This window comes from Paenibacillus jepli (genome assembly GCF_047238105.1).
In the GTDB taxonomy this organism is placed as follows: domain Bacteria; phylum Bacillota; class Bacilli; order Paenibacillales; family Paenibacillaceae; genus Paenibacillus_D.
Window position 1 is genome coordinate 6,684,497 of record NZ_JBDFMD010000001.1, and the last position, 21,034, is coordinate 6,705,530.

A 21,034-nucleotide genomic window follows, 5' to 3' on the forward strand; every position below is an offset into this window, starting at 1 on the left:
AGGAGCATGGATCAGAAAAAGTGGCATCAGATGGATGCAGAGGAGATCGCCCGGAATGTTGGCTGCGACCCCATCCGCGGCCTGGCTTCGGAGGAGGCGGCGGAGCGACTGGAGCGCTATGGGCGCAACGAGCTGTCCGAGGGCAAGCGGATCTCGCCGCTTACGCTGCTGCTTAACCAATTCAAGGATTTTATGGTGTTGGTGCTCGTAGGCGCCACGCTGGTATCTGCATTGCTGGGAGAATATCTGGATGCGGTGACGATCATCGCCATCATCGTCATCAACGGTATATTGGGCTTCGTCCAGGAATTTCGTGCCGAGCGCTCGTTGCGGGCGCTTAAGGCGCTGTCTGCGCCGAGCGCAAGCGTCGTCAGGGGCGGCGAGGTGACGTCTGTCGCTGCCAGCGAACTGGTCCCCGGTGATCTCGTGCTGCTGGAGCCGGGGGATCGGGTGCCAGCGGATATCAGGCTGCTCCAGACCAACAGCTTCTATGTTGAAGAGTCCGCGCTGACTGGCGAATCAGTGCCGGTCGGCAAGACGTCGCTGCCGATCCGCGAGTCAGAGCTGCCGCTCGGCGATCAGCGCAATCTGGGCTTCATGGGAACGATGGTGACGCGCGGTACGGCCAAAGGGATCGTCGTCCGGACAGGGATGCAGACGGAGATGGGAACGATCGCCGATCTGATCCAGCAGACCGAAGCGGTGGAGACGCCGCTGCAGCATCGTCTGGAGCAGCTCGGCAAGATCCTGATCGCCGTCGCTGTCGGCTTGACCGTCATGGTGGTCGTGGCCGGCATCCTGCATGGCCAGCCGTCGTACGGCATGTTCCTGGCGGGGGTCAGCCTGGCCGTAGCGGCCATCCCCGAAGGGCTGCCGGCGATCGTGACGATCGCCCTGGCACTGGGCGTACAGCGGATGATCAAGCGCAAAGCGATCGTGCGCAAGCTGCCTTCGGTAGAGACGCTGGGCTGCGCGTCTGTCATCTGTTCCGACAAGACGGGTACACTGACGCAGAATAAGATGACCGTTACCCGGCTGTGGCTCAGCGGCCGTCAGCTCGATGTGAGCGGCGAAGGCTACGAACCGGCAGGCGAGATCACGGAGCAAGGTGTCCATATTGATCTGAAGCATGACCAGGGCCTGCGTCGGCTGCTGCAGGTGGCTGCCCTTTGCAACAACTCGGTATTGTATAAGAAAGAGCCTGCAGAGGAAGGCAGACGTGCCAAGGGAGCAGAGACGGAGGAAGGCGAGTGGCTGATCAAAGGCGATCCGACCGAGGGAGCGCTGGCGGTGCTTGCGGCGAAGCTAGGCCTCTCCGCCAAGGCGCTGGAGGGGGTATACAAGCGGGAGAAGGAGTTCCCCTTCGACTCGGAACGCAAAAGGATGTCCGTTCTCGTCACGCATCAGGGCGGCCGGTTGTTGTGTGTCAAAGGCGCCTCCGATATGCTCCTGGAGCAATGCTCTTATGTGCTGTGGGACGGCAACGTAATCCCGCTGACGCAGACATTGCGGCAGAAGATCGCGGCTGCTGCCGAGCAGATGGCGGCCTCTGCGCTGCGGGTGCTGGGCATGGCATACCGGGATATCCGCAGCAAGGATGGCTGCGAGAGCGAGCAGGAGGCAGAGCAGCAGCTCATCTTTGTCGGGCTGAGCGGGATGATCGACCCGCCGCGCCGCGAGGTGCGCGAAGCGATCGCGACATGCCGGCAGGCCGGCATCAAGACAGTGATGATCACCGGCGATCATCAGATGACGGCCGAGGCGATCGCAGCCCAGCTTGGCATCATGCCGCGCGGCGGTGTCGCCGTGGGCGGCCGTCAGCTGGCGGCGATGACAGATGAACAGCTGGACCGCGAGGTTGACAATATCTACGTCTATGCAAGAGTATCGCCCGAGCACAAGCTGCGGATCGTCAAGTCATTGCAGCGGCAAGGCCATGTCGTCGCGATGACCGGCGACGGGGTCAACGACGCGCCGGCCATCAAGGCCTCCGACATCGGGATCGCCATGGGCATTACTGGCACGGATGTATCCAAGGAAGCGTCGGCGCTCGTGCTCAGCGACGACAACTTCGCTACGATTGTGTCGGCGATCGAGGAAGGGCGGGGCATCTATGAGAATATCCGCAAATTCATCCGTTATCTGCTTGCCTCGAACGTCGGCGAGATCATGACGATGTTCCTGGCGATGATGGCCGGACTGCCGCTGCCGCTGGTGCCGATCCAGATCCTCTGGGTCAATCTGGTGACCGATGGGTTGCCGGCCATGGCGCTTGGCGTCGATCAGGCAGAGAAGGATCTGATGAAGCAGAAGCCCCGCCCGGCCAAGGAGAACATCTTTGCCCGGCGGCTCGGCTGGAAGATCGTCAGCCGCGGTCTCCTGATCGGCTTATGTACGCTTGGGGCTTTCTGGATCACACTGCGCCAAAATCCGGGCAATCTCGTTGAAGCGCAGACAGTTGCCTTTGCAACGCTGGTCATGGCTCAGCTCATCCATGTCTTTGACTGCCGCAGCTCGCGCTCGATCTTCCACCGCAATCCGCTGCAGAACCGCTATCTGGTGCTTGCCGTGCTGTCTTCGCTGCTGCTGATGCTCGGCGTCCTCTACATCGAAGCGCTGCAGCCGATCTTTAAGACAGTCCCTCTAGATTTTAGGCACTGGTGTCTCGTTTTCGTGGCCGCCGGCATCCCGACATTCCTGATGGGGATCGGCAGTGTTCTGGGTTCGCAGGGGAAGAAGCGTCAGAGCCGTCCTTCCTTCGGCGGCACCAGGCCGGCAGCCCGGTGATCCGGCAAAATAGGCATGGCGTTTCCTTTGGGTTTGTATTATGCTAATAGGAAAAAGAAAATTGTCTTGGGCAGGCGATATCGCATCGCTGTCCAAGTTTTGGACCTGAAGGAGTGCAATCAAGGATGAATTTTACGAAAATGCATGGCCTGGGCAATGACTTCATCGTCGTGGCCGGGGAGCAGACACTGCCGGAGAACGCGCCGGAGCTGGCAGTCCGTCTGTGCAATCGTTACTTCGGTATCGGAGCCGACGGACTCGTCTATATTCTGCCTTCGGAGAAGGCGGATTTCCGGATGCGCATCATAAATTCTGACGGTTCGGAAGCCGAGCAGTGCGGCAATGCGATCCGCTGCGTGGCCAAGTATGTATACGATAAAGGTCTGTCTGACAAGGATCAGATTACGATAGAGACACTGGGGGCGGGAGTACAGCAGGTGCAGCTGCAGATCGAGGACGGCCGAGCGGCCAGCGTCCGGGTGGACATGGGCGAGCCGGTACTGGCAGGCCTGCAGGTGCCGACCACGATCGATGCCGATACGGTCGTCAATCACCCGATCGAGGTAGACGGTACGACATTCCAGTTCACCGCCGTCTCGATGGGCAATCCGCATTGCGTCATCTACGTCGACGACGCCAAGAGCTTTGATCTGCACAAGTGGGGGCCCAAGCTGGAGACGCATCCGCTCTTCCCGCGCAAGATCAACGTTGAATTCGTCACTGTGAACTCGCCTGCCCATGCCGACATGAGGGTCTGGGAGCGGGGGGCAGGCCCGACGCTGGCCTGCGGTACAGGCGCCTGCGCTACGGTCGTCGCCTCCGTACTGAACGGCTCGACCGACCGTACTGCCACGGTCTCGCTCAAGGGCGGCGATCTGCTCATCGAGTGGAACGAAGCGGATAATCACGTGTATATGAGCGGCCCGGCTGCTGAAGTGTACAGCGGTACCGTGCAGGGCTGACAGTCGAATAGCCGAGCCGAAAAGCAGCTGCTGACCAAGCACTGCTTTTCGATTTGATTGTCCGCTTTTGATTGCGAGCTCGGTATTGAAAAGCGAACTTTTCGAACTTTTATTTTTATAGGAACAGGGGGGAGAAGCTGATGAAGTCTGACTTGCGGGCAGCCCTGAAGAAGGGGCTCATTACGGGCGACGGGGCGATGGGAACGTATCTGTACCAGCTGGGCTTTCCCGTCGGCGTCTCGTTTGAGGAATTCAACACGCTGCGTCCGGAGGTCATCCGGAATGTGCATCGCGCTTATTATGAAGCCGGTGCCCGGCTGATCGAAACTAACACCTTCTCGGCCAATTACGAGAAGCTGTCCAAGTACGGGCTGGAGGGAGAAGTCGAACGGCTGAACCGGACGGGCGTCCAGCTCGCGCGCGAGGCTGTCGGCGATGATGCGTATGTGGTCGGTTCGATTGGTTCGATCCGCAGCGGACAGCGCAAGACGATCCGTACTTCGGAGCTGAGCACGGCTTTCCGCTCGCAGATCGATGTGCTGCTGGAGGCGGGCGTGGACGGCTTGATGATGGAGACGTTCTTTGATCTGGAAGAGCTGCTCCTGGTGTTGACGCTGGCGCGCGAAGCAGGCGATATCCCGGTGATCTGCCAGCTCTCGGTGGAGGATGTCGGCCGGACCAAGGACGGTGTGACGCTGCTGGAGGCGTTCTCGCGTCTGGAGGCGGCGGGAGCCGACGTCGTGGGGCTTAACTGCCGCAGCGGCCCTGTAGGCATCCTGCGGGCGCTCGATACGGTCAAGGGCAGTCTCGGCGTGCCGCTGTCCGTATTCCCCAACGCAGGGATTCCTGATTATGTGGACGGGAAATACACTTATACGGCGACGCCCGAGTATTTTGGCGAGATGGCCAGACGGCTAGCTGACCGTGGCGCGCGGATCATCGGCGGCTGCTGCGGCACGACACCGGAGCATAGCGCCGCGATCAGCCAGGCGCTCGCCGGCTATGAACCGAGCCTGGACAAGCACGCCGCTGCGGAGCTGGAGAGCGTGCCTGCTGTCCGGACCAGGCCGGCCGTCGCTGGCGCAGCCGGCATCCAGGAGCCGCCCGCGAAGCCGCCAAGCCTCGTCGACCTGGTGCGCGAGCGGCACACAGTCATCGTCGAGCTGGATCCGCCGCGCGATCTCGATATCCGCAAGTTCCTGGCTGGTGCCGAAGCGCTGAAGGCTGCCCGTGCCGACGCCTTGACGATGGCCGACAATTCGCTGGCCGTCACGAGGATGAGCAACATCGCGCTCGCTTCGCTGCTGCAGGAGCGGACAGGCATCCGGCCGCTCGTGCATATCGCCTGCCGCGACCGCAACCTGATCGGTACACAGTCGCACATGATGGGACTCGATGCGCTCGGCATCGACCATGTGCTGGCGGTAACCGGCGATCCCGCCAAGTTCGGCGATCTGCCGGGATCGAGCTCCGTGTACGATCTGACCTCTTTTGAGATGATCCGGATGATCAAGCAGCTTAATGAAGGCATCGCCTTCTCCGGCAAGCCGCTCAAGCAGCGGGCCGATTTTGTCGTCGGGGCGGCTTTCAATCCCAACGTCAAATATCTCGATAAGGCGGTGCAGCGGCTGGAGAAGAAGATTACCTCCGGCGCCGATTATATCATGACCCAGCCGGTATACGATCCGCGTCTGATCGAGGACATCGCCCGTGCCACCGCAGATCTGCCGGTTCCCGTGTTCCTGGGCGTCATGCCGCTGGCGAGCGGCCGCAATGCCGAGTACCTGCACAACGAGGTGCCAGGCATCCAGCTCTCCGACGAGGTGCGCCAGCGCATGAACGGGCTGGAGGGCGAGGCGGGGCGCGCCGAGGGCGTGCGGATCGCCAAGGAGCTGCTGGATGCAGCGCTGCCGCATTTCAACGGCATCTACCTGATGACCCCGTTTATGTTCTACCAGATGACGGCGGAGCTCACGCAATACGTATGGGCCAAAACCGGGCGCCAGCAAGAGGTTATGCGAGGATAACCCGTTATTTTGGGGGTTTTTCCGCATTTTCACTTGTTCCCGTTCTGAAAATGGATTAGAATAAGGTCATTGCTGGTCAAGCCGTGAACGTATGCATCCATTTTTTTTCGTCAACACTGAGTAGCATTCCAGTCATCATCATACCCGTTGCTCTAAGACCGGAGGGAACCCTGTCATGGCTATTAAACTCATTAATATCGGATTCGGAAATATCGTATCAGCGAACCGCATCATCTCGATCGTCAGCCCGGAATCGGCGCCGATCAAACGGATTATCCAGGAAGCCCGCGACCGTCATATGCTTATCGATGCGACTTACGGCCGGCGTACGCGTGCCGTCATCATTACGGACAGCGACCATGTCATTCTGTCGGCAGTGCAGCCGGAGACCGTGGCGCACCGGTTGTCCACAAAGGATGACGATCACGACGAATAGGACGAACAGATGGGGAGTATCATGAAAAAAGGACTATTGATCGTTTTGTCAGGACCATCAGGCGTTGGCAAGGGCACCGTTTGCTCGGTGCTCCGTCATAAGATGCCTGAGTTGATCTACTCCGTTTCTGCGACCACCCGCGCGCCCCGCGAGGGAGAAGTCGACGGGATCAACTATTTCTTCCGCAGCCGGGAGCAGTTCCAGGACATGATCGCCCGCGATGCGCTGCTCGAGTATGCGGAATACGTCGGCAACTACTATGGCACGCCCCGCGATTTCGTAGAGAAGACGATTGCTTCGGGCAAAGACATTATTTTGGAAATCGAGGTTCAAGGCGCGCTTAAGGTGAAAGAGAAATTCCCCGACGGCGTATTCGTCTTCCTGATGCCGCCTTCGCTTGACGAGCTGAAGCAGCGGATCACCGGGCGGGGGACGGAGACCGATGAATTGATCGACCATCGGATGTCTGTCGCGGTAGAAGAGATGAATCTGCTCCGTCATTACGATTACGCAGTAACTAATGATCAGATCGAAGCGGCTTGCAGCCGCATCCAGAGCATCGTTACTGCCGAGCACTGCCGGATTGGCCGTCAGCTGGCGGAGACTGCCCAGCAGGCAGAAGCGATCAGAGAAAGCATGAGGTGAGAAGCAGATGTTATATCCTTCGATTGACGAGATGGTCAAAAAAGTAGACAGCAAATATTCGCTGGTCGTCGCTGCGTCCCGGCGCGCCCGCGCACTGCGCGACGGTGAGAAATCGGAACTGAAAACCCCCCGTTCGCACAAGCATGTCGGCGTTGCGCTGGAGGAGATCTACAACGATCATGTCCAAGTAATCTCCGATCCCAGCATCAAATCCTAGTTTACCTTCCAGTAACAACCCGCGTGGTTGTTATTTTTTTCAAATTTTTAAGCCAACCGGAACGGCTTCGCCCCCTTATGGACGACGAAGTCGTTTCTGTTTGAAAGGATGAGCCAATCCATGCTAACAGGCAAACGCATCCTGCTGGGCATCACCGGCGGGATCGCCGCATATAAGGCAGCCGCGCTATGCAGCAAGCTGACGCAGGCCGGAGCCGATGTCCGTGTCATCATGACGGAGTCCGCCGCCAAATTCGTCGCGCCTCTTACGCTGCAGGTGCTGTCCCGCCATGCGGTCTATACCGATACCTTCGCCGAGCAGGATCCGGCTGTGGTCTCGCATATCGACCTGGCCGACCATGCCGACCTGATCGTCATCGCGCCGGCGACAGCCAATATCCTGGCTAAGCTGGCGTGGGGAATGGCCGACGATATGCTCAGCACGACGGTGCTGGCTTCGACAGCGCCACTCTTGATCGCTCCAGCGATGAATGTGCATATGTACGAGCATCCGGCGGTTCGGCACAATATGGAGCTGCTGGCGGCGCGAGGCGTACATTTCGTCGAACCCGGCAGCGGACAGCTTGCCTGCGGTTATGTCGGCAAGGGGCGATTGGCCGAGCCGGAGGAGATCGTGGCGGCTATCCGCACGTATTTTGACCGGCCGCGTCTGCTCAGCGGCAAGCGGGTGTTGATCACTGCAGGCGGCACAGTCGAGCGGATCGACCCGGTGCGTTACCTGACCAATGATTCGTCAGGCAAGATGGGATTCGAGATCGCAGCGGCTGCCCGCGATATGGGAGCGGAGGTAACGGTGATCGCTGCCCGGACGATGGTGGATCCGCCGCCCGGGGTCGTGGTCGTAAGGGCGGAATCTGCGGCCGAGATGCTGGATGCGGTACTGTCCCGGTATGACGACGCGGACCTCGTCATCAAGTCGGCGGCCGTCGCCGATTACCGGCCAGCCGTCAGACATCCGGAGAAGATGAAGAAAACCGGCAGTGCGGATCACCTGACGTTGGAGCTGGAGAAGACCGAAGATATCCTCCAGACGCTTGGCGAACGCAAGCAGGGACAATTTCTCGTCGGCTTCGCCGCTGAGACGAGGGAGCTGGAACGCCATGCCATGGACAAGCTGCAGCGGAAGCGGTGCGATCTGATCGTCGCCAACGATGTCAGCCTTGATGGAGCCGGCTTCCATGGCGACACCAATATCGTCAGTGTCTATGATCGCGAAGGGCTCGCGATATCCTGGCCGCTGCTCGGGAAGGGCGAGGTGGCGAGGCGGCTGCTTGAGCTGATCGCGGAGCGCATGGGTCTGGCGGGGGCCGATCCGTCTTGATCGCCCGGGTGATCGTCGACGTTCCGAGCCGCCAGACTGATCGGCCATTCGATTATCGGGTGCCCGAGCAGCTGGGCGGCTGGATTGCCGTAGGCAGCCGGGTTGGCGTGCCGTTCGGCGGCCGGACGCTGCAGGGCTTCGTGGTCGAGCTGGCCGAGGATGCGGCTGTCGCCGGCAGCCGGCTCAAGGATATCGCGGAACTGCTCGATCCGCTGCCGCCGCTCTCTCCGGACTTGATCGAGCTGGCCCGCTGGATCAGCATCAAGTACTGCTGCACATGGACGGCAGCGCTGCAGGCGATGATCCCAGCTGCCCTGAAGGGCAAAGCCGAGCGCTATGTCAGTCTGGGTACCGCCCCCGAGGATGCGGAGGGGCTGTGGGCAGACGATCTGCCGGCCGGACTGCTCGAAGCTGTGCACAAGCAGGGAAGCGTCAAACTGGCGGCGCTGTTGCAGCGCTACCCCGAGCATGGCCCACAGATCCGAAGCGCCCTGCAGTCCGGGTGGCTGATCGAGGATGTACGGGTCAAGGACCGGCTGGCGGTACGCACCGTGTTGACTGTCTTCCCGCCTGCGGACAAAACATCCGCGGAGCAGGCGCTGGCGGCGCTGCCCGCCAGAGCGGCCAAGCAGCGGGAGCTGCTCGGCCGCATCCTGGAACGGACGGAGCCGATCCCGCTGCAGGCATTGCTGACGGAAGCCGGGGCCTCGGCCAGCAGCATAAAGTCGCTTGCGGACAAAGGGCTGGTCGAGCTGCGCGAGGTCGAACAGCTGCGCGATCCGTATGCGGGCAGGGACTTCGTGCGCTCGCAGCCGCTCGCCTTGACAGAAGGCCAACGCGCCGTACTGGCTCCGATCGCGGAGGCAGTCGCTGCCCGGTCGCCGCGCGTCTTCCTGCTGCAGGGCGTCACCGGCAGCGGCAAGACCGAGGTCTATCTGCAGGCAATCGCCGGCTGCATCGCCGGCGGCCGCCAAGCGATCGTCCTCGTGCCGGAGATCTCGCTTACTCCGCAGATGGTCGAGCGGTTCAAAGGACGATTCGGCGACGAGGTAGCCGTCCTGCACAGCCGGTTGTCGCAGGGGGAGCGCTATGACGAGTGGCGCAAGATCAGGCACAGGCAGGTGAAGGTGGCCATCGGCGCCCGCTCGGCGATCTTTGCGCCTCTGGAGTCGATTGGTCTGATCATCATCGATGAGGAGCATGAGTCCTCCTACAAGCAGGAGGAAAGTCCCAAATACCACGCTCGGGATGTCGCTATCCGGCGGGCCAGGCAGCATGGCGCTGCCGTTGTGCTCGGCTCGGCGACGCCGTCGCTGGAGAGTTATATGGCAGCCCGCCGCTCACAGGAGGGAACGAGGGATGTATCCGCAGCAGCAGCAGCGCATCTGCCCTTGCCGGAGCGTGTAGGAGGCAGGCCGATGCCGCCGGTAGAGGTCGTCGATATGCGGCAGGAGCTGGAGGAGGGCAACCGTTCGATGTTCAGCAGACGGCTGCACCAGGCGCTGGCCGAGCGTCTGGAGCGGGGCGAGCAGTCAGTGCTGCTGCTGAACCGGCGTGGCTACTCGACATTCGTCATGTGCCGTTCCTGCGGCTATACGGCCGGCTGCCCGCATTGCGACATCTCGCTCACCTATCATCAGAAGACAAGGATGCTGCGATGCCATTACTGCGGACACGCCGAGCTGTCGCCGACCGCCTGTCCGTCTTGCGATAGCGAGCATATCCGCTTCTTCGGGACCGGCACGCAGCGGGTCGAAGAAGAGCTGGCCAAGCTGTTCCCCGGCATCCGCGTCATCCGTATGGACGTCGATACGACGACAGAGAAAGGGTCCCACGAGAAGTGGCTCAGACGGTTTGGCGACCGGCAGGCCGATGTGCTGCTCGGGACGCAGATGGTCGCCAAAGGCCTTGATTTTCCGTATGTTACGCTCGTCGGGGTCATCGCAGCCGATTCCTCGCTGCATCTGCCTGACTTTCGGGCGGCGGAGAAGACGTTCCAGCTGCTGACCCAAGTAGCCGGTCGGGCCGGGAGGCATCATCTGCCCGGCGAGGTAGTCGTCCAGAGCTACACGCCGGACCACTACTCCGTGAGAACGGCACAGCAGCACGATTATGAGGCGTTTGCCGCAGAGGAGCTGCGGCATCGCCGCTTCATGGCGTACCCGCCCTTCTGCCGTCTGATCCTGGTGACGCTCTCGCATGAGCAGCTGCCGCTCCTGGCGTCGACCGGCGAGCAGTTTGCCGAGGCGCTGCGGGGGCAGGCGGAGGCTGCAGGGGTGCTGGCATCGCTGGACAGCGACAGGGAGCAGGCGTTGGAGATTCTGGGGCCTGTCGCGTCGCCGATCCCGCGGCTCAAGGATCGCTACCGTTTTCAATGTATGATAAAATATCGTGGGGGCGTGGATGCAACAAAGCTGCTGCAGTCAGCTCTGGCTCCATTTGCGGAAGGCTCCAGAGCCAAGGTGTTGTTCAGCATCGACGTCGATCCGCAAGTCATCATGTAAACCATTCATAAATTGCAGAGTGACTCATAGAGTAAATAACAAATTCAATGCAAAGGCAGGAAGTCTGTTATGGCGATTCGATTAATAGTCAAAGATCCCGACCCGGTGCTGCGCGAGAAAGCCAAACCGGTTACCAAGTTCAACGCCAATCTGCACAAGCTGCTGGACGATATGGCCGATACGATGTATGACGCGGAAGGCGTCGGTCTGGCGGCGCCGCAGATCGGCATCCAGAAGCGTGTCATCGTCGTCGATACTGGTGAAGAGAGCGGCGGTCTGATCGAGATGGTCAACCCGGAGATCATCGAGCGGGAAGGCGAGCAGTTCGGTCCCGAGGGCTGTCTCAGCATCCCCGGGCTCAATGGCGATGTGCGGCGGGCGATGCGCGTGAAGCTGCGGGGGCAAGACCGCTTCGGCGAGCCGATGGTCATCGAGGCGACCGAATTCCAGGCCCGTGCGTTCCAGCACGAGGTCGATCATCTAAACGGCGTGCTGTTCACCGATCTGGCTGAAAAGGTGTACGACGTATCGCAGACGCCGCCCACAAGGGAGCGCGAGGCATGAGGATTGTGTTTATGGGTACCCCTGAATTTGCCGTCACTTCCTTGAATACGCTGCTTGACAACGGCTATGAGATAGCAGCCGTTGTGACGCAGCCTGACAAGCCCAAGGGCAGGAAGCGGACGCTGACCCCGCCGCCGGTCAAAGAAGCGGCCCTGGCGCGGGGACTGAAAGTGCTGCAGCCCCTCCGGATGCGGAGCCGGGAAGCGATCGAGGCGGTGGCTGCGCTGCAGCCGGAGCTGATCGTGACGGCAGCATACGGCCAGATACTGCCCAAGGAGGTGCTCGAGCTGCCTCGCTTGGGCTGTATTAATGTCCATGGCTCGCTGCTGCCCCGCTACCGCGGCGGCGCTCCGATCCAGAGGGCGATTATGAACGGCGAGACGGTGACCGGCGTGACGATTATGTATATGGCGGAAGGTCTGGACACCGGCGACATGATCAGCCGCACCCAGGTGCCGATCGAAGAGAACGACACCTCGGGCGATCTGTTCCGCAAGCTGAGCGAAGCCGGAGCGGAGTTGCTGGTGCAGACCTTGCCGTCGATTGCGGATGGAACGGCCGTTGCCGTGCCTCAGGATGATGCGCTGGCGACCTACGCTCCCAATCTGAGCCGCGATGACGAGCGGATCGACTGGAGCCGTCCGGCACGCGAGCTCTACAACCAAGTGCGGGGACTCGCACCGATGGCGGGGGCGTTTACCTACCTCGAGGGCGACGTATTCAAGATCTGGGCTTGTCGTGCCGAGGCAACGTCCGGCACCGCTGGCGCTGAGCCGGGAACAGTACTGACCGCCGATGGCCCGGACCTGCTCGTGCAGACGGGCGACGGCGCGCTGCGGCTGCTTACCATCCAGCCGGCAGGCAAGCGGGCGATGGATGCTGCCTCATGGCTCCAGGGCGCTCGTCTGCCGGCGGGGACCGTTCTGGGCGGTGAACCGCAATGACGGACAAGCGCCGCTACGCGGTCACGGCTCGCTCCGTCGCATTGGATACTCTCGTCAAGGTGACAGGGGGACAAGCTTACAGCAATCTTCAGCTGAATCGAGCTCTGCAGGCGGCTGAGCTGTCGCGAGCCGATGCCGGCCTGGCGACGGAGCTGGTCTACGGCACGATCCAGCGGCTTAATACGCTGGACCATGTCCTGCAGCGCTTCGTTACCAAAGGTCTACACAAGCTCGACCCCTGGGTGCTGCAGCTGCTGCGAATGAGTGCTTATCAACTCATATACTTGACGCGCGTGCCGCCGCATGCTGCTGTCCACGAAGCGGTGGAGCTGGCGAAGCAGCGAGGTCATCGGGGCATCTCTGGCATGGTCAACGGCGTGCTCCGCAGCTTGCAGCGCAGCCCGGACAAGCTGTCGCTCCCGGCAGGACTTCCACCGGATGAGCGGATCTCGCTTGTCCACTCGCATCCGCTCTGGCTTACCCGGCGATGGATTGCCGCTTTCGGGGAAGAGACGACGGAAGCGATGTGCCGTGCCAATAATGAGCCGCCGCATGCCAGCATCCGGGTCAACAGACAGCGCAAGACACGTGAAGAAGTACTGGCGCTGCTGGCTGAAGAGGGCTATGAAGCCGCTCCTTCGCCGCTTGCGGAGGATGGGATCGTCGTCAGCCAGGGCGGCAATCTGGCGGATACGATCGGTTACCGCAACGGCTGGTGGACCGTCCAGGATGAGAGCTCCATGCTGGTAGCGGAAGCGGCCGCTCCGCGCAGCGGCATGCAGGTGCTGGACTGCTGCGCGGCGCCCGGCGGCAAGACGACGCACCTCGCTGAGCGCATGGGAGATGCTGGCGTCGTCCGGGCCAATGACCTGCATCCGCACAAGCGCCAGCTGATCGAGGCCCAGGCCGAACGTCTCGGCTTGCACAGCATTCTTGCGATGACTGGCGATGCGGCCCAGCTCGGTGAGCAGCTGGAGGCAGCTTCCCTGGATTTGATCCTGCTGGATGCGCCCTGCACGGGACTGGGAGTCATCCGCCGCAAGCCTGAGATCAAGTGGCACAAATCCGAAGCGGACATCGATTCGGTGGCGGAGGTGCAGGCCAGACTGCTGGAGGCGGCAGTCCCGCTGCTGCGCCCGGGCGGCAGACTGATCTACAGCACATGCACAGTGGATCACACGGAGAACGCCGGGCAAGTCGACCGTTTTTTGCAGGCGCATCCGGAGTTTGCCCTTGATCCGGGATGGCCGCAGCCGCTGCTCGAGAGACTGCGGTCGGGCGGTGTGCTGGGCGAGACCTTCGATGGCAGGGTGCAGCTGCTGCCGCAGCATTTCGGCACCGACGGATTCTTCATCGCCGCTCTGCGCAAACAGGCGTGAGGCGCGGCTTGGCCACCGCTGACCGTGTGGCCGGTCCAGACGCTTTATGGTACAATAAAATGATGGTCCATTCAGATTATGCTCAAAACGTTCAGTGAACTTCTTGAGCGCTTCTAAAGACCAACTTTACCGAAACGGGTTGTGATATCCATGAAACCATTTATATACGACTATACACTTGAGCAGCTGCAGGATTGGATGAAGGAGCAGGGCGAGCCCGCGTTCCGCGCCAGTCAGCTGTTTGATTGGCTGTACGTGAAGCGGGTACGCTCCTTCGAAGAGATGAGCAATCTGCCCTTGCCGCTGCGAGGCAAGCTGGAGGAACAGTTTGCATTTGTGACGCTGGACGAGATTACCCGTTTTGAATCCAAGGACGGCACCGTCAAGTTTTTGTTCGGTCTGCATGATAACCATGCGATCGAGACGGTCATCATGCGCCACAATTACGGCAACAGCATCTGCGTCACTACGCAGGTTGGCTGCCGGATCGGCTGTACGTTCTGCGCATCGACGCTGGGCGGTCTCAAACGCAATCTGACGGCCGGCGAGATCGTCGCCCAGGTGGTGACGGCACAGCAGATGCTCGACGAGACCGACGAGCGTGTCTCCAGTATCGTCATCATGGGGTCTGGCGAGCCGTTTGAGAATTATGAAGCAACGATGACCTTCCTGCGGCTGATGATCCACGAGAAAGGGCTGAATATCGGGCAGCGTCACATTACCGTGTCGACCAGCGGCATCGTGCCGAGCATGTACAAGTTCGCCGAAGAGAACACCCAGATCAACCTGGCGATTTCGATCCATGCGCCCAATGACGCGCTCCGCTCCAAGCTGATGCCGGTCAACCGGCGCTTTCCGTTTGCGGATGTCATGGAAGCCTGCCGCTACTATGTAGCCAAGACCGGACGCCGTATTACTTTTGAGTATGCCTTGATCGGCGGGGTCAACGATCAGCCGGAGCATGCTGAGGAGTTGGGCGAGGTGCTGCAGGGCTTGCTCTGCCACGTCAACCTGATCCCGGTCAACCACGTCCCCGAGCGCAAGTATGTCAGGACGCCGCGCGAGGACATCTTCGAGTTCCAGCGCATCCTGGAGCGCAAGAATATCAATGTGACGATCCGTAGAGAGCAAGGGCACGATATCGCGGCGGCCTGCGGCCAGCTGCGTGCCAAACATATGGAGTCCCAGACGAGGTGAACGCGATTGATAACGGCTAACCGCAGTGATATCGGACGTATCCGGACAGTAAACGAGGACCGTGCCTGGGCCGTCAGCGGCGGTCCGGGTCATGCCCTGGCGATCGTCGCCGACGGCATGGGCGGGCATCAGGCCGGCGATGTGGCGAGCGAGCTCGCCGTCGAGGCGTTCCGCGAGGCGACGCAGGCCAGCGTGACGGGGGTGCTGAGCGGGGCAGAAGCGGAGCTCCTTATCCGACAAGCGATCCTGCAGGCCAATGAGGTCGTCTACGGTATCGCTTCCCAGAACGAGCAGTATCACAATATGGGCACGACCGTCGTAGCCGCACTTATCCAGGGCGAGACCGGTGTCATCGGCCATATCGGCGATAGCCGGGCCTACCATATCCGGGGCGATGCGATGAAACAGATTACCGAGGATCACACCCTGGTCAATGAACTGGCCAAGAGCGGTCAGATCAGCGCCGAGGAAGCGGCGCATCATCCGCGCCGCAATGTGCTGACAAGGGCGTTGGGGACAGATGCCCAGATTGAGGTCGATATGCTGACCATCGACTGGCAGCCCGGCGATGTGCTGCTGCTCTGCAGCGACGGGCTCAGCAATATGGTCGATGATGCTCAGATGCTCGAGACGGTCCTTGCGCCGGGGCATGATCTGGATGCCAAGGCGGACCGTCTGGTGGAGCTGGCATTGGAATCAGGCGGGGAAGACAATATTACCGTTGTTCTGCTGCAGAGCCATGCAGCTGCAGGGCAAGAGGGGTGAGCGATGACATGATCGGACACGAGCTGAGCGGACGTTACGAGATTGTGGAGCAGGTCGGCGGCGGCGGCATGGCGCTTGTATACAAAGCGCATGACGTCCTGTTGAACCGGCATGTCGCCATCAAGGTGCTGCGCCAGCAGTTTGTCCATGATGAAGAGTTTATCCGCCGCTTCCGGCGCGAAGCGCAGTCTGCCGCTTCCCTCTCCCATCCCAACGTCGTCAGCATCTATGATGTCGGGCAGGAGGACGAGACACACTATATTGTCATGGAATATGTCGAGGGCAGCAACCTGAACGAGATTATCCTGGAGAGAGCGCCGTTGCAGGCCCAGGAGGCGGTCCATATCGCCCTGCAGATCTGCGATGCGCTCGAGCACGCCCATCATAATCAGATTATCCATCGCGATATTAAGCCGCATAATATACTTATCGGCAAGAACAACCGTGTCAAAGTAACGGACTTCGGCATCGCCAGAGCCGTCACTTCATCCACGATCACCCAGACGGGCTCGGTCGTCGGCTCGGTGCATTACTTCTCGCCGGAGCACGCCAAGGGCGTCAATACCGGCGAGAAGTCCGACCTGTATTCACTGGGGATCGTCCTGTATCAGATGCTGACCGGCAGATTGCCGTTCCTGGGCGAGAGCCCGATCAGCGTCGCGCTGAAGCATCTCCAAGAGAACTTCGAGGAGCCCCGGAGGGTCAACCCGCATATCCCGCAAAGTCTGGAGAATATCATCCTGCGGTCGATGCGCAAGGATCCCGCCGAGCGCTACAGCTCGGCCGAGGAGATGATCGAGGATCTGGACAGCTGCCTGCTGCCGGAGCGGATGCACGAGGCCAAGCTCGAGTTTGCCGACGATGCGGAAGCGACGCGGGCCATGCCGGCGATCCGGCCGGGGATGGAGACGGTTGCCGCCTCGCCGGCGTCGATGCATACGCAGACCATGCACACGCGTCACAGCGGTCAGCCGCTGGACTCGCGCCAACCTGTGGAGCCGCAGCAGCCGGAGAAGCCGGCCAAGAAAAAGTGGGTCAAGCCGGTCGTGACGATCGGTGTGACGCTGCTGGTGCTGGCCCTGCTGCTGGTCGGTTTCTTCTACTTCGTGAACAGACTGGACACCGAGGAAGTGGATGTGCCGAATGTCATCAATGAGCCGATAGAACGGGCTGTACAGATATTAGAAGAAAATGGATTGAAAGTTGAGGATCCGATCCTTGAAGAGGTCACCTCCGAGGTAGAGCCCGGCATCGTGCTCAAACAAAACAAGCAGAATATGCGGGTCAAGGTAGGCTCCTACATCCAGCTGGTCGTCAGTATCGGACCGGAGATGCAAGTGATGCAAAGCTATATCGGCGATCCTTATGAGGATGCACGGGCGCAGTTGATCGCGCTCGGTGTAGCTCAGGAGCGGATCGAGAAGGTCGATGTCTACTCCGAGGAGGAGACGGGCTCGATCGTCAGCCAGTCGTTGGCAGCGGGCGAGCAGTTCAATCCGGAGGAAGCCTCGTTCTCCTTCGAGGTCAGTCAGGGACTGGAGCCGTTCGACATGCCGGAGCTGATCGGCAAGTCTCAGAACGAAGCCATCAACATACTGCGGCAAAATGGGCTCGTGCTTGGTCCGGGCGAAGGAATCATGGAGAAGTCCAGCTATCGGCCAGCAGGCGAAGTACTGGAACAGTTCCCGTTCAATCCCGGAGACAAGGTCACCGCAGGCGATGAAGTGACGATTACTGTCAGCTCGGGCCTGCCGGAGGATGCGCTGGAGTACACCTTTAACATCCCGATCTCGCCGGCTGAGGTGAACGGCACGCCGCGAGATCCGGATCGAATACTCTGATGCTCGCGGCGACAATCAGGACTTCGGCAAGCGGCGCATCAACAGCATGCAGAACTTCCCCGTGAGGCTGGTTCTTGATCCGAGAACCGAAGCGTTAGTGTCTGTCTACCGGGATGAGATCTTCATCCGCACCTATCATGTGACTTACGACGCTGCCCGCGCGGGCACCATCGTCGCTGAACCGATCGAGAGCAACCCGCCTCCTGTCGTCGATCCGCCAGAGCTTGATCCGCCGCCGAATGAAGAGGCGTCGCCGGCAGATGGCACGCCGGATGATGAGACGCCTGCCGAGACAGAGAACGGCACAGAGGACGGGGATGCTGATGAGCAATAACGGAATGGAGCAGATTGGACGCATCGTCAAAGCATTAAGCGGTTATTATTATGTCCGGCCCGAGCAGGGAGGGGCGGCAGAGCCGACCCTCCAGTGCCGGGCCCGCGGCATCTTCAAGAAACGGGGCGAGTCCCCGCTCGTAGGCGATCTTGTCGCCTACGAGCCAACCGAGAACGGGGAAGGCGCTGTCAATCGCATCCTGCCGCGAACAACGGAGCTGGTGCGTCCGCCCGTCGCCAATGTGGAGCTGGCCGTACTGGTGTTCTCGGTAACCGAACCGACGCTCAATCTGCAGCTGCTGGACAAGTTCCTTGCTCATGTCGAGCATGCCGGCCTGCAGCCCATTATCTGTCTCAGCAAGCTCGACCTTGCGGCCAAGGACGGTACAGGAGCGGATACTCTGGCAGACATCGAGCGGATCTACCGGCCGATCGGCTATGAGATCTACTCGACCAGTTCGCTCCGCCATGAGGGGACGGGGGAGCTCGAGGCGCGTCTCGCGGGCCGGCTCAGCGTATTCGCCGGCCAATCGGGCGTCGGCAAATCCTCGTTGCTCAACAGCATTGTGCCTGGACTGGAACTCCATACTGCAGCGATCAGCAACAAGCTTGGCCGCGGCAAGCACACGACGCGGCATGTCGAGCTGATCGGGATCGCAGGCGGTGGTTACGTGGCGGATACGCCGGGCTTCAGCCAGCTTGATTTTCAGGAGCTGGGCGTAGATGAGCTCTCGGGATGCTTCCCCGAATTCCGGGAGCGGGCGGGTGCCTGCAAGTTCCGGGGCTGTACGCACACCCACGAGCCTTTCTGCGCCGTCCTGGAGGCGTTGGAGAACGGTGAGATCAGTCCCAGCCGGCATGAGCACTATCTGCTCTTCCTGGCCGAGATGAAAGATAAAAAGCGGAGGTATTAAAACATGTCCCTTATTGCACCTTCGATCCTGTCGGCGGATTTTGCCAGATTAGCGGAAGATATCGCGGATGTGGATCGCGGCGGCGCTGACTGGATACATATCGATATTATGGACGGGCACTTCGTGCCGAATCTGACGTTCGGCCCGCCGGTGGTCCAGGCGGTACGTCCGCACACCCGCCTGCCCTTCGACGTGCATCTGATGATCGAGCAGCCCGAACGATTGATCGAGGCGTTCGCCAAAGCCGGCGCCGACCGCATCACGGTACACGCAGAAGCTTGTGTGCATCTGCATCGGGTGATCCATATGATCAAGGATCTCGGGCTGCCGGCCGGTGTCGCCCTCAATCCTGCGACACCGCTCCAGGCGATCGAGTACATCCTTCCGGATGTTGATCTGGTGCTGATCATGACGGTCAATCCGGGCTTCGGCGGCCAGGCCTTTATCCCGAGCTCGCTGGTCAAGCTGCGCCAGCTCAGACAGCAGCTGCAAGAGATCGGCAAAGCGGACACGCTGGTCCAGGTAGACGGCGGCATCAACAGCGAGACGGCGGGGCTGGTGAGGGCTGCCGGAGCCGATGTCCTGGTCGCAGGCAACGCGGTATTCAGCGAGCAGGACAGAGCAGCTGCCATCGCTGCGCTTCGCCCGGAGGGCATGCGATGAATGGAGGGGGATTCAAGCATGCCTTCATGATCACCGCCTATGCTTTTGTCTGCGGACTTCTGCTCGCCCTGTTCGCTCTGATCGAAGGGTTGTTCCGTTTTGCGTTTTCGCTTGGCGCATTATTTCTGGGCATCCGGTTCTTCCGTGATTTTGAGACAATCGGTTCGCGTATTTGGTTTATCGCGCTGTCGATCTTTTTCTACTTTTTGATTACGATCATTATCACGATGGTCCTATATGCACAAGGGAAGCTGGTACTGCCCGAAGCCGGATAACCAGCCGGTTGGGCGTTTTTACCGTCTGCGCCCGTCTTTGGCATAGGACGACTTAGCTACGCATAGGATGGTTACATGAGAATCGCTTTTCTTGTGTAGCCATTTTTTTTGATGTTGGGATTCGACAAGCGAGGCTGAGGAGGGATGGAGCATGAAATTTTATACGATCAGATTACCAAAGTTTTTGGGTGGATTCGTAAAAGCAATCCTGAACACCTTCCAAAAAAGCTGATCCCGGCCCGCCCGCTGTCGAAGGATCAGAGCAAGGATTCCCCAAAAGTGAAAGCGGGGTGCACTTCGAGCGATATCAGATGAGACCCGTGGAGCAAGGCAGGCGGCGAAGTCGCCGCAAGCACAGCTAAAAGCACCTGAACAAGGCTCAGGTGCTTTTTGAAATTCCATACTAGACGCGAGTCAGTTTGCCGGACTTCAGTGCGCGGGCGCTGACGTACACACGTTTTGGTTTGCCGTCAACGAGAATGCGGACCTTCTGAACGTTAACGCCCCAAGTGCGGCGGTTTTTGTTGTTGGCATGCGACTTGTGGTTGCCGGAGCCAGGGCTTCTGCCGGTAATTACGCATTTGCGGGACATCGGATACACCTCCTTCAACGAAAAAACAAACACTAAAATAGGATACCATATTCAGGCGTGTAAATCTACCCCGGCTTTTATTCCTTCGAATCGCCGCTTCAAATGGAGCCGGGCTGGTTACCTATAGGATAGGCGGAGAAAAATTGAGCAATAATTAGGAAAGTGGAGAAGAAGGCGTGTAAAGGCTTCAATATGAGTTTTTTTTATAGTACAATGAGATAGTCCGCGATACATAAGCAAAGGGAGTGGGTTCCATGCCTCAGCTCAAGACCGAACTTGGCAGCGTCTATATTACAGGTGAGGTCGTCTCGCTAATAGCCGGATCAGCGGCTATGGAATGTTATGGCCTGGTGGGCATGGCCTCTCGCAAGCAGCTCAAGGACGGCATTGCCGAATTGCTCGGGCGGGAGAACCTGTCGCGCGGCGTGGAGGTTCGCCAGGAAAATGATTTGTTGCACATTGACTTGTACATCATCGTAAGCTACGGTACAAAAATATCGGAGGTCGCGCATAATATCCAGTCGAAAGTCAAATATGTGCTCAATGATGTGGTAGGCGTCCATGTCGATTTTGTCCATATTTTTGTCCAGGGCGTACGCGTATCTCGTTAGGGAGGGGACTCCGTTGAGTAAGCGCTTAATAGACGGA

General features: G+C 60.0%; 19 protein-coding genes and 1 pseudogene. 19 read left to right on the forward strand and 1 reads right to left on the reverse strand.

Features of this window, described 5'->3' with window-relative positions:
• Positions 1-6: 6 nt before the first annotated feature.
• The 18 genes and pseudogenes from ABC336_RS28465 to spoVM all read left to right on the forward strand — a co-directional run bounded on the left by ABC336_RS28465 (position 7) and on the right by spoVM (position 20,026).
• A complete protein-coding gene (locus ABC336_RS28465; RefSeq protein ID WP_413241875.1) occupies positions 7-2,787 on the forward strand; it encodes a calcium-translocating P-type ATPase, SERCA-type in 2,781 nt (926 codons plus the stop codon).
• A 125-nt stretch (positions 2,788-2,912) separates the two neighbouring features.
• Positions 2,913-3,749 carry a diaminopimelate epimerase gene (gene dapF / locus ABC336_RS28470; protein WP_413241876.1) on the forward strand — a complete coding sequence of 279 codons (837 nt, stop codon included), beginning with the start codon at positions 2,913-2,915 and terminating at the stop codon, positions 3,747-3,749.
• 140 nt (positions 3,750-3,889) lie between these two features.
• On the forward strand, positions 3,890-5,776 hold the full coding sequence (locus ABC336_RS28475) for a bifunctional homocysteine S-methyltransferase/methylenetetrahydrofolate reductase (RefSeq protein WP_413241877.1): 1,887 nt from the start codon (positions 3,890-3,892) through the stop codon (positions 5,774-5,776).
• Between the two features lie 175 nt (positions 5,777-5,951).
• Positions 5,952-6,212: an extracellular matrix/biofilm regulator RemA gene (gene remA, locus ABC336_RS28480; protein ID WP_020615370.1), complete on the forward strand. Its 261-nt coding sequence runs from the start codon at positions 5,952-5,954 to the stop codon at positions 6,210-6,212.
• A 21-nt stretch (positions 6,213-6,233) separates the two neighbouring features.
• Positions 6,234-6,857 (forward strand): guanylate kinase, encoded by a 624-nt coding sequence (gene gmk / locus ABC336_RS28485; RefSeq protein WP_413241878.1) that lies wholly within the window; start codon positions 6,234-6,236, stop codon positions 6,855-6,857.
• A gap of 7 nt (positions 6,858-6,864) precedes the next feature.
• A complete protein-coding gene (rpoZ, locus tag ABC336_RS28490) occupies positions 6,865-7,074 on the forward strand; it encodes a DNA-directed RNA polymerase subunit omega (RefSeq protein ID WP_413241879.1) in 210 nt (69 codons plus the stop codon).
• A gap of 120 nt (positions 7,075-7,194) precedes the next feature.
• Positions 7,195-8,415: a bifunctional phosphopantothenoylcysteine decarboxylase/phosphopantothenate--cysteine ligase CoaBC gene (coaBC, locus tag ABC336_RS28495; protein ID WP_413241880.1), complete on the forward strand. Its 1,221-nt coding sequence runs from the start codon at positions 7,195-7,197 to the stop codon at positions 8,413-8,415.
• Entirely contained in the window at positions 8,412-10,919 is a 2,508-nt protein-coding gene (gene priA, locus ABC336_RS28500) for a primosomal protein N' (protein ID WP_413241881.1), read from the forward strand. Before coaBC ends, priA begins: the two co-directional genes overlap by 4 nt.
• A 69-nt stretch (positions 10,920-10,988) precedes the next feature.
• Positions 10,989-11,483: a peptide deformylase gene (gene def / locus ABC336_RS28505; protein WP_413241882.1), complete on the forward strand. Its 495-nt coding sequence runs from the start codon at positions 10,989-10,991 to the stop codon at positions 11,481-11,483.
• Positions 11,480-12,427, forward strand: coding sequence for a methionyl-tRNA formyltransferase (gene fmt / locus ABC336_RS28510; protein ID WP_413241883.1), 948 nt, complete (start codon positions 11,480-11,482; stop codon positions 12,425-12,427). The genes def and fmt overlap by 4 nt, the downstream gene beginning before the upstream one ends.
• Positions 12,424-13,806, forward strand: coding sequence for a 16S rRNA (cytosine(967)-C(5))-methyltransferase RsmB (gene rsmB, locus ABC336_RS28515; RefSeq protein WP_413241884.1), 1,383 nt, complete (start codon positions 12,424-12,426; stop codon positions 13,804-13,806). Before fmt ends, rsmB begins: the two co-directional genes overlap by 4 nt.
• Before the next feature lie 150 nt (positions 13,807-13,956).
• Positions 13,957-15,003: a dual-specificity RNA methyltransferase RlmN gene (gene rlmN / locus ABC336_RS28520; protein ID WP_413241885.1), complete on the forward strand. Its 1,047-nt coding sequence runs from the start codon at positions 13,957-13,959 to the stop codon at positions 15,001-15,003.
• Positions 15,004-15,009: 6 nt separating this feature from the next.
• Positions 15,010-15,768, forward strand: coding sequence for a Stp1/IreP family PP2C-type Ser/Thr phosphatase (locus ABC336_RS28525; RefSeq protein ID WP_413241886.1), 759 nt, complete (start codon positions 15,010-15,012; stop codon positions 15,766-15,768).
• 8 nt (positions 15,769-15,776) lie between these two features.
• A pseudogene (gene pknB, locus ABC336_RS28530) lies at positions 15,777-17,943 on the forward strand (Stk1 family PASTA domain-containing Ser/Thr kinase).
• Positions 17,933-18,856 (forward strand): ribosome small subunit-dependent GTPase A, encoded by a 924-nt coding sequence (gene rsgA / locus ABC336_RS28535; protein WP_413241887.1) that lies wholly within the window; start codon positions 17,933-17,935, stop codon positions 18,854-18,856. The pseudogene pknB and the gene rsgA overlap by 11 nt, the downstream one beginning before the upstream one ends.
• Before the next feature lie 3 nt (positions 18,857-18,859).
• Positions 18,860-19,519, forward strand: a complete 660-nt coding sequence (rpe, locus tag ABC336_RS28540) for a ribulose-phosphate 3-epimerase (RefSeq protein WP_413241888.1) — start codon at positions 18,860-18,862, stop codon at positions 19,517-19,519.
• Complete coding sequence (locus tag ABC336_RS28545) at positions 19,516-19,794, forward strand: hypothetical protein (protein ID WP_413241889.1); 279 nt, start codon at positions 19,516-19,518, stop codon at positions 19,792-19,794. The genes rpe and ABC336_RS28545 overlap by 4 nt, the downstream gene beginning before the upstream one ends.
• A gap of 151 nt (positions 19,795-19,945) precedes the next feature.
• Positions 19,946-20,026, forward strand: coding sequence for a stage V sporulation protein SpoVM (gene spoVM / locus ABC336_RS28550; RefSeq protein WP_020615356.1), 81 nt, complete (start codon positions 19,946-19,948; stop codon positions 20,024-20,026).
• 171 nt (positions 20,027-20,197) lie between these two features.
• Here spoVM and rpmB read toward each other — a convergent pair whose 3' ends face one another.
• Entirely contained in the window at positions 20,198-20,386 is a 189-nt protein-coding gene (rpmB, locus tag ABC336_RS28555; RefSeq protein ID WP_413241890.1) for a 50S ribosomal protein L28, read from the reverse strand.
• Positions 20,387-20,640: 254 nt separating this feature from the next.
• On the opposite strand from rpmB, the gene ABC336_RS28560 reads away from it, so the two are divergent.
• A complete protein-coding gene (locus ABC336_RS28560) occupies positions 20,641-20,997 on the forward strand; it encodes an Asp23/Gls24 family envelope stress response protein (protein ID WP_413241891.1) in 357 nt (118 codons plus the stop codon).
• Positions 20,998-21,034 lie beyond the last annotated feature (37 nt).

Excerpts from the sequence above, each read along its gene's own strand:
- dapF (WP_413241876.1), top strand. The coding sequence starts at position 2,913 with ATGAATTTTACGAAAATGCATGGCCTGGGCAATGACTTCATCGTCGTG.
- ABC336_RS28465 (WP_413241875.1), top strand. The coding sequence starts at position 7 with ATGGATCAGAAAAAGTGGCATCAGATGGATGCAGAGGAGATCGCCCGG.
- spoVM (WP_020615356.1), top strand. The coding sequence starts at position 19,946 with ATGAAATTTTATACGATCAGATTACCAAAGTTTTTGGGTGGATTCGTA.
- remA (WP_020615370.1), top strand. The coding sequence starts at position 5,952 with ATGGCTATTAAACTCATTAATATCGGATTCGGAAATATCGTATCAGCG.
- ABC336_RS28560 (WP_413241891.1), top strand. The coding sequence starts at position 20,641 with ATGCCTCAGCTCAAGACCGAACTTGGCAGCGTCTATATTACAGGTGAG.
- rlmN (WP_413241885.1), top strand. The coding sequence starts at position 13,957 with ATGAAACCATTTATATACGACTATACACTTGAGCAGCTGCAGGATTGG.
- gmk (WP_413241878.1), top strand. The coding sequence starts at position 6,234 with ATGAAAAAAGGACTATTGATCGTTTTGTCAGGACCATCAGGCGTTGGC.
- rsmB (WP_413241884.1), top strand. The coding sequence starts at position 12,424 with ATGACGGACAAGCGCCGCTACGCGGTCACGGCTCGCTCCGTCGCATTG.
- coaBC (WP_413241880.1), top strand. The coding sequence starts at position 7,195 with ATGCTAACAGGCAAACGCATCCTGCTGGGCATCACCGGCGGGATCGCC.
- fmt (WP_413241883.1), top strand. The coding sequence starts at position 11,480 with ATGAGGATTGTGTTTATGGGTACCCCTGAATTTGCCGTCACTTCCTTG.
- rpe (WP_413241888.1), top strand. The coding sequence starts at position 18,860 with ATGTCCCTTATTGCACCTTCGATCCTGTCGGCGGATTTTGCCAGATTA.
- ABC336_RS28545 (WP_413241889.1), top strand. The coding sequence starts at position 19,516 with ATGAATGGAGGGGGATTCAAGCATGCCTTCATGATCACCGCCTATGCT.
- rpoZ (WP_413241879.1), top strand. The coding sequence starts at position 6,865 with ATGTTATATCCTTCGATTGACGAGATGGTCAAAAAAGTAGACAGCAAA.
- def (WP_413241882.1), top strand. The coding sequence starts at position 10,989 with ATGGCGATTCGATTAATAGTCAAAGATCCCGACCCGGTGCTGCGCGAG.
- rsgA (WP_413241887.1), top strand. The coding sequence starts at position 17,933 with ATGAGCAATAACGGAATGGAGCAGATTGGACGCATCGTCAAAGCATTA.
- ABC336_RS28475 (WP_413241877.1), top strand. The coding sequence starts at position 3,890 with ATGAAGTCTGACTTGCGGGCAGCCCTGAAGAAGGGGCTCATTACGGGC.
- rpmB (WP_413241890.1), bottom strand. The coding sequence starts at position 20,386 with ATGTCCCGCAAATGCGTAATTACCGGCAGAAGCCCTGGCTCCGGCAAC.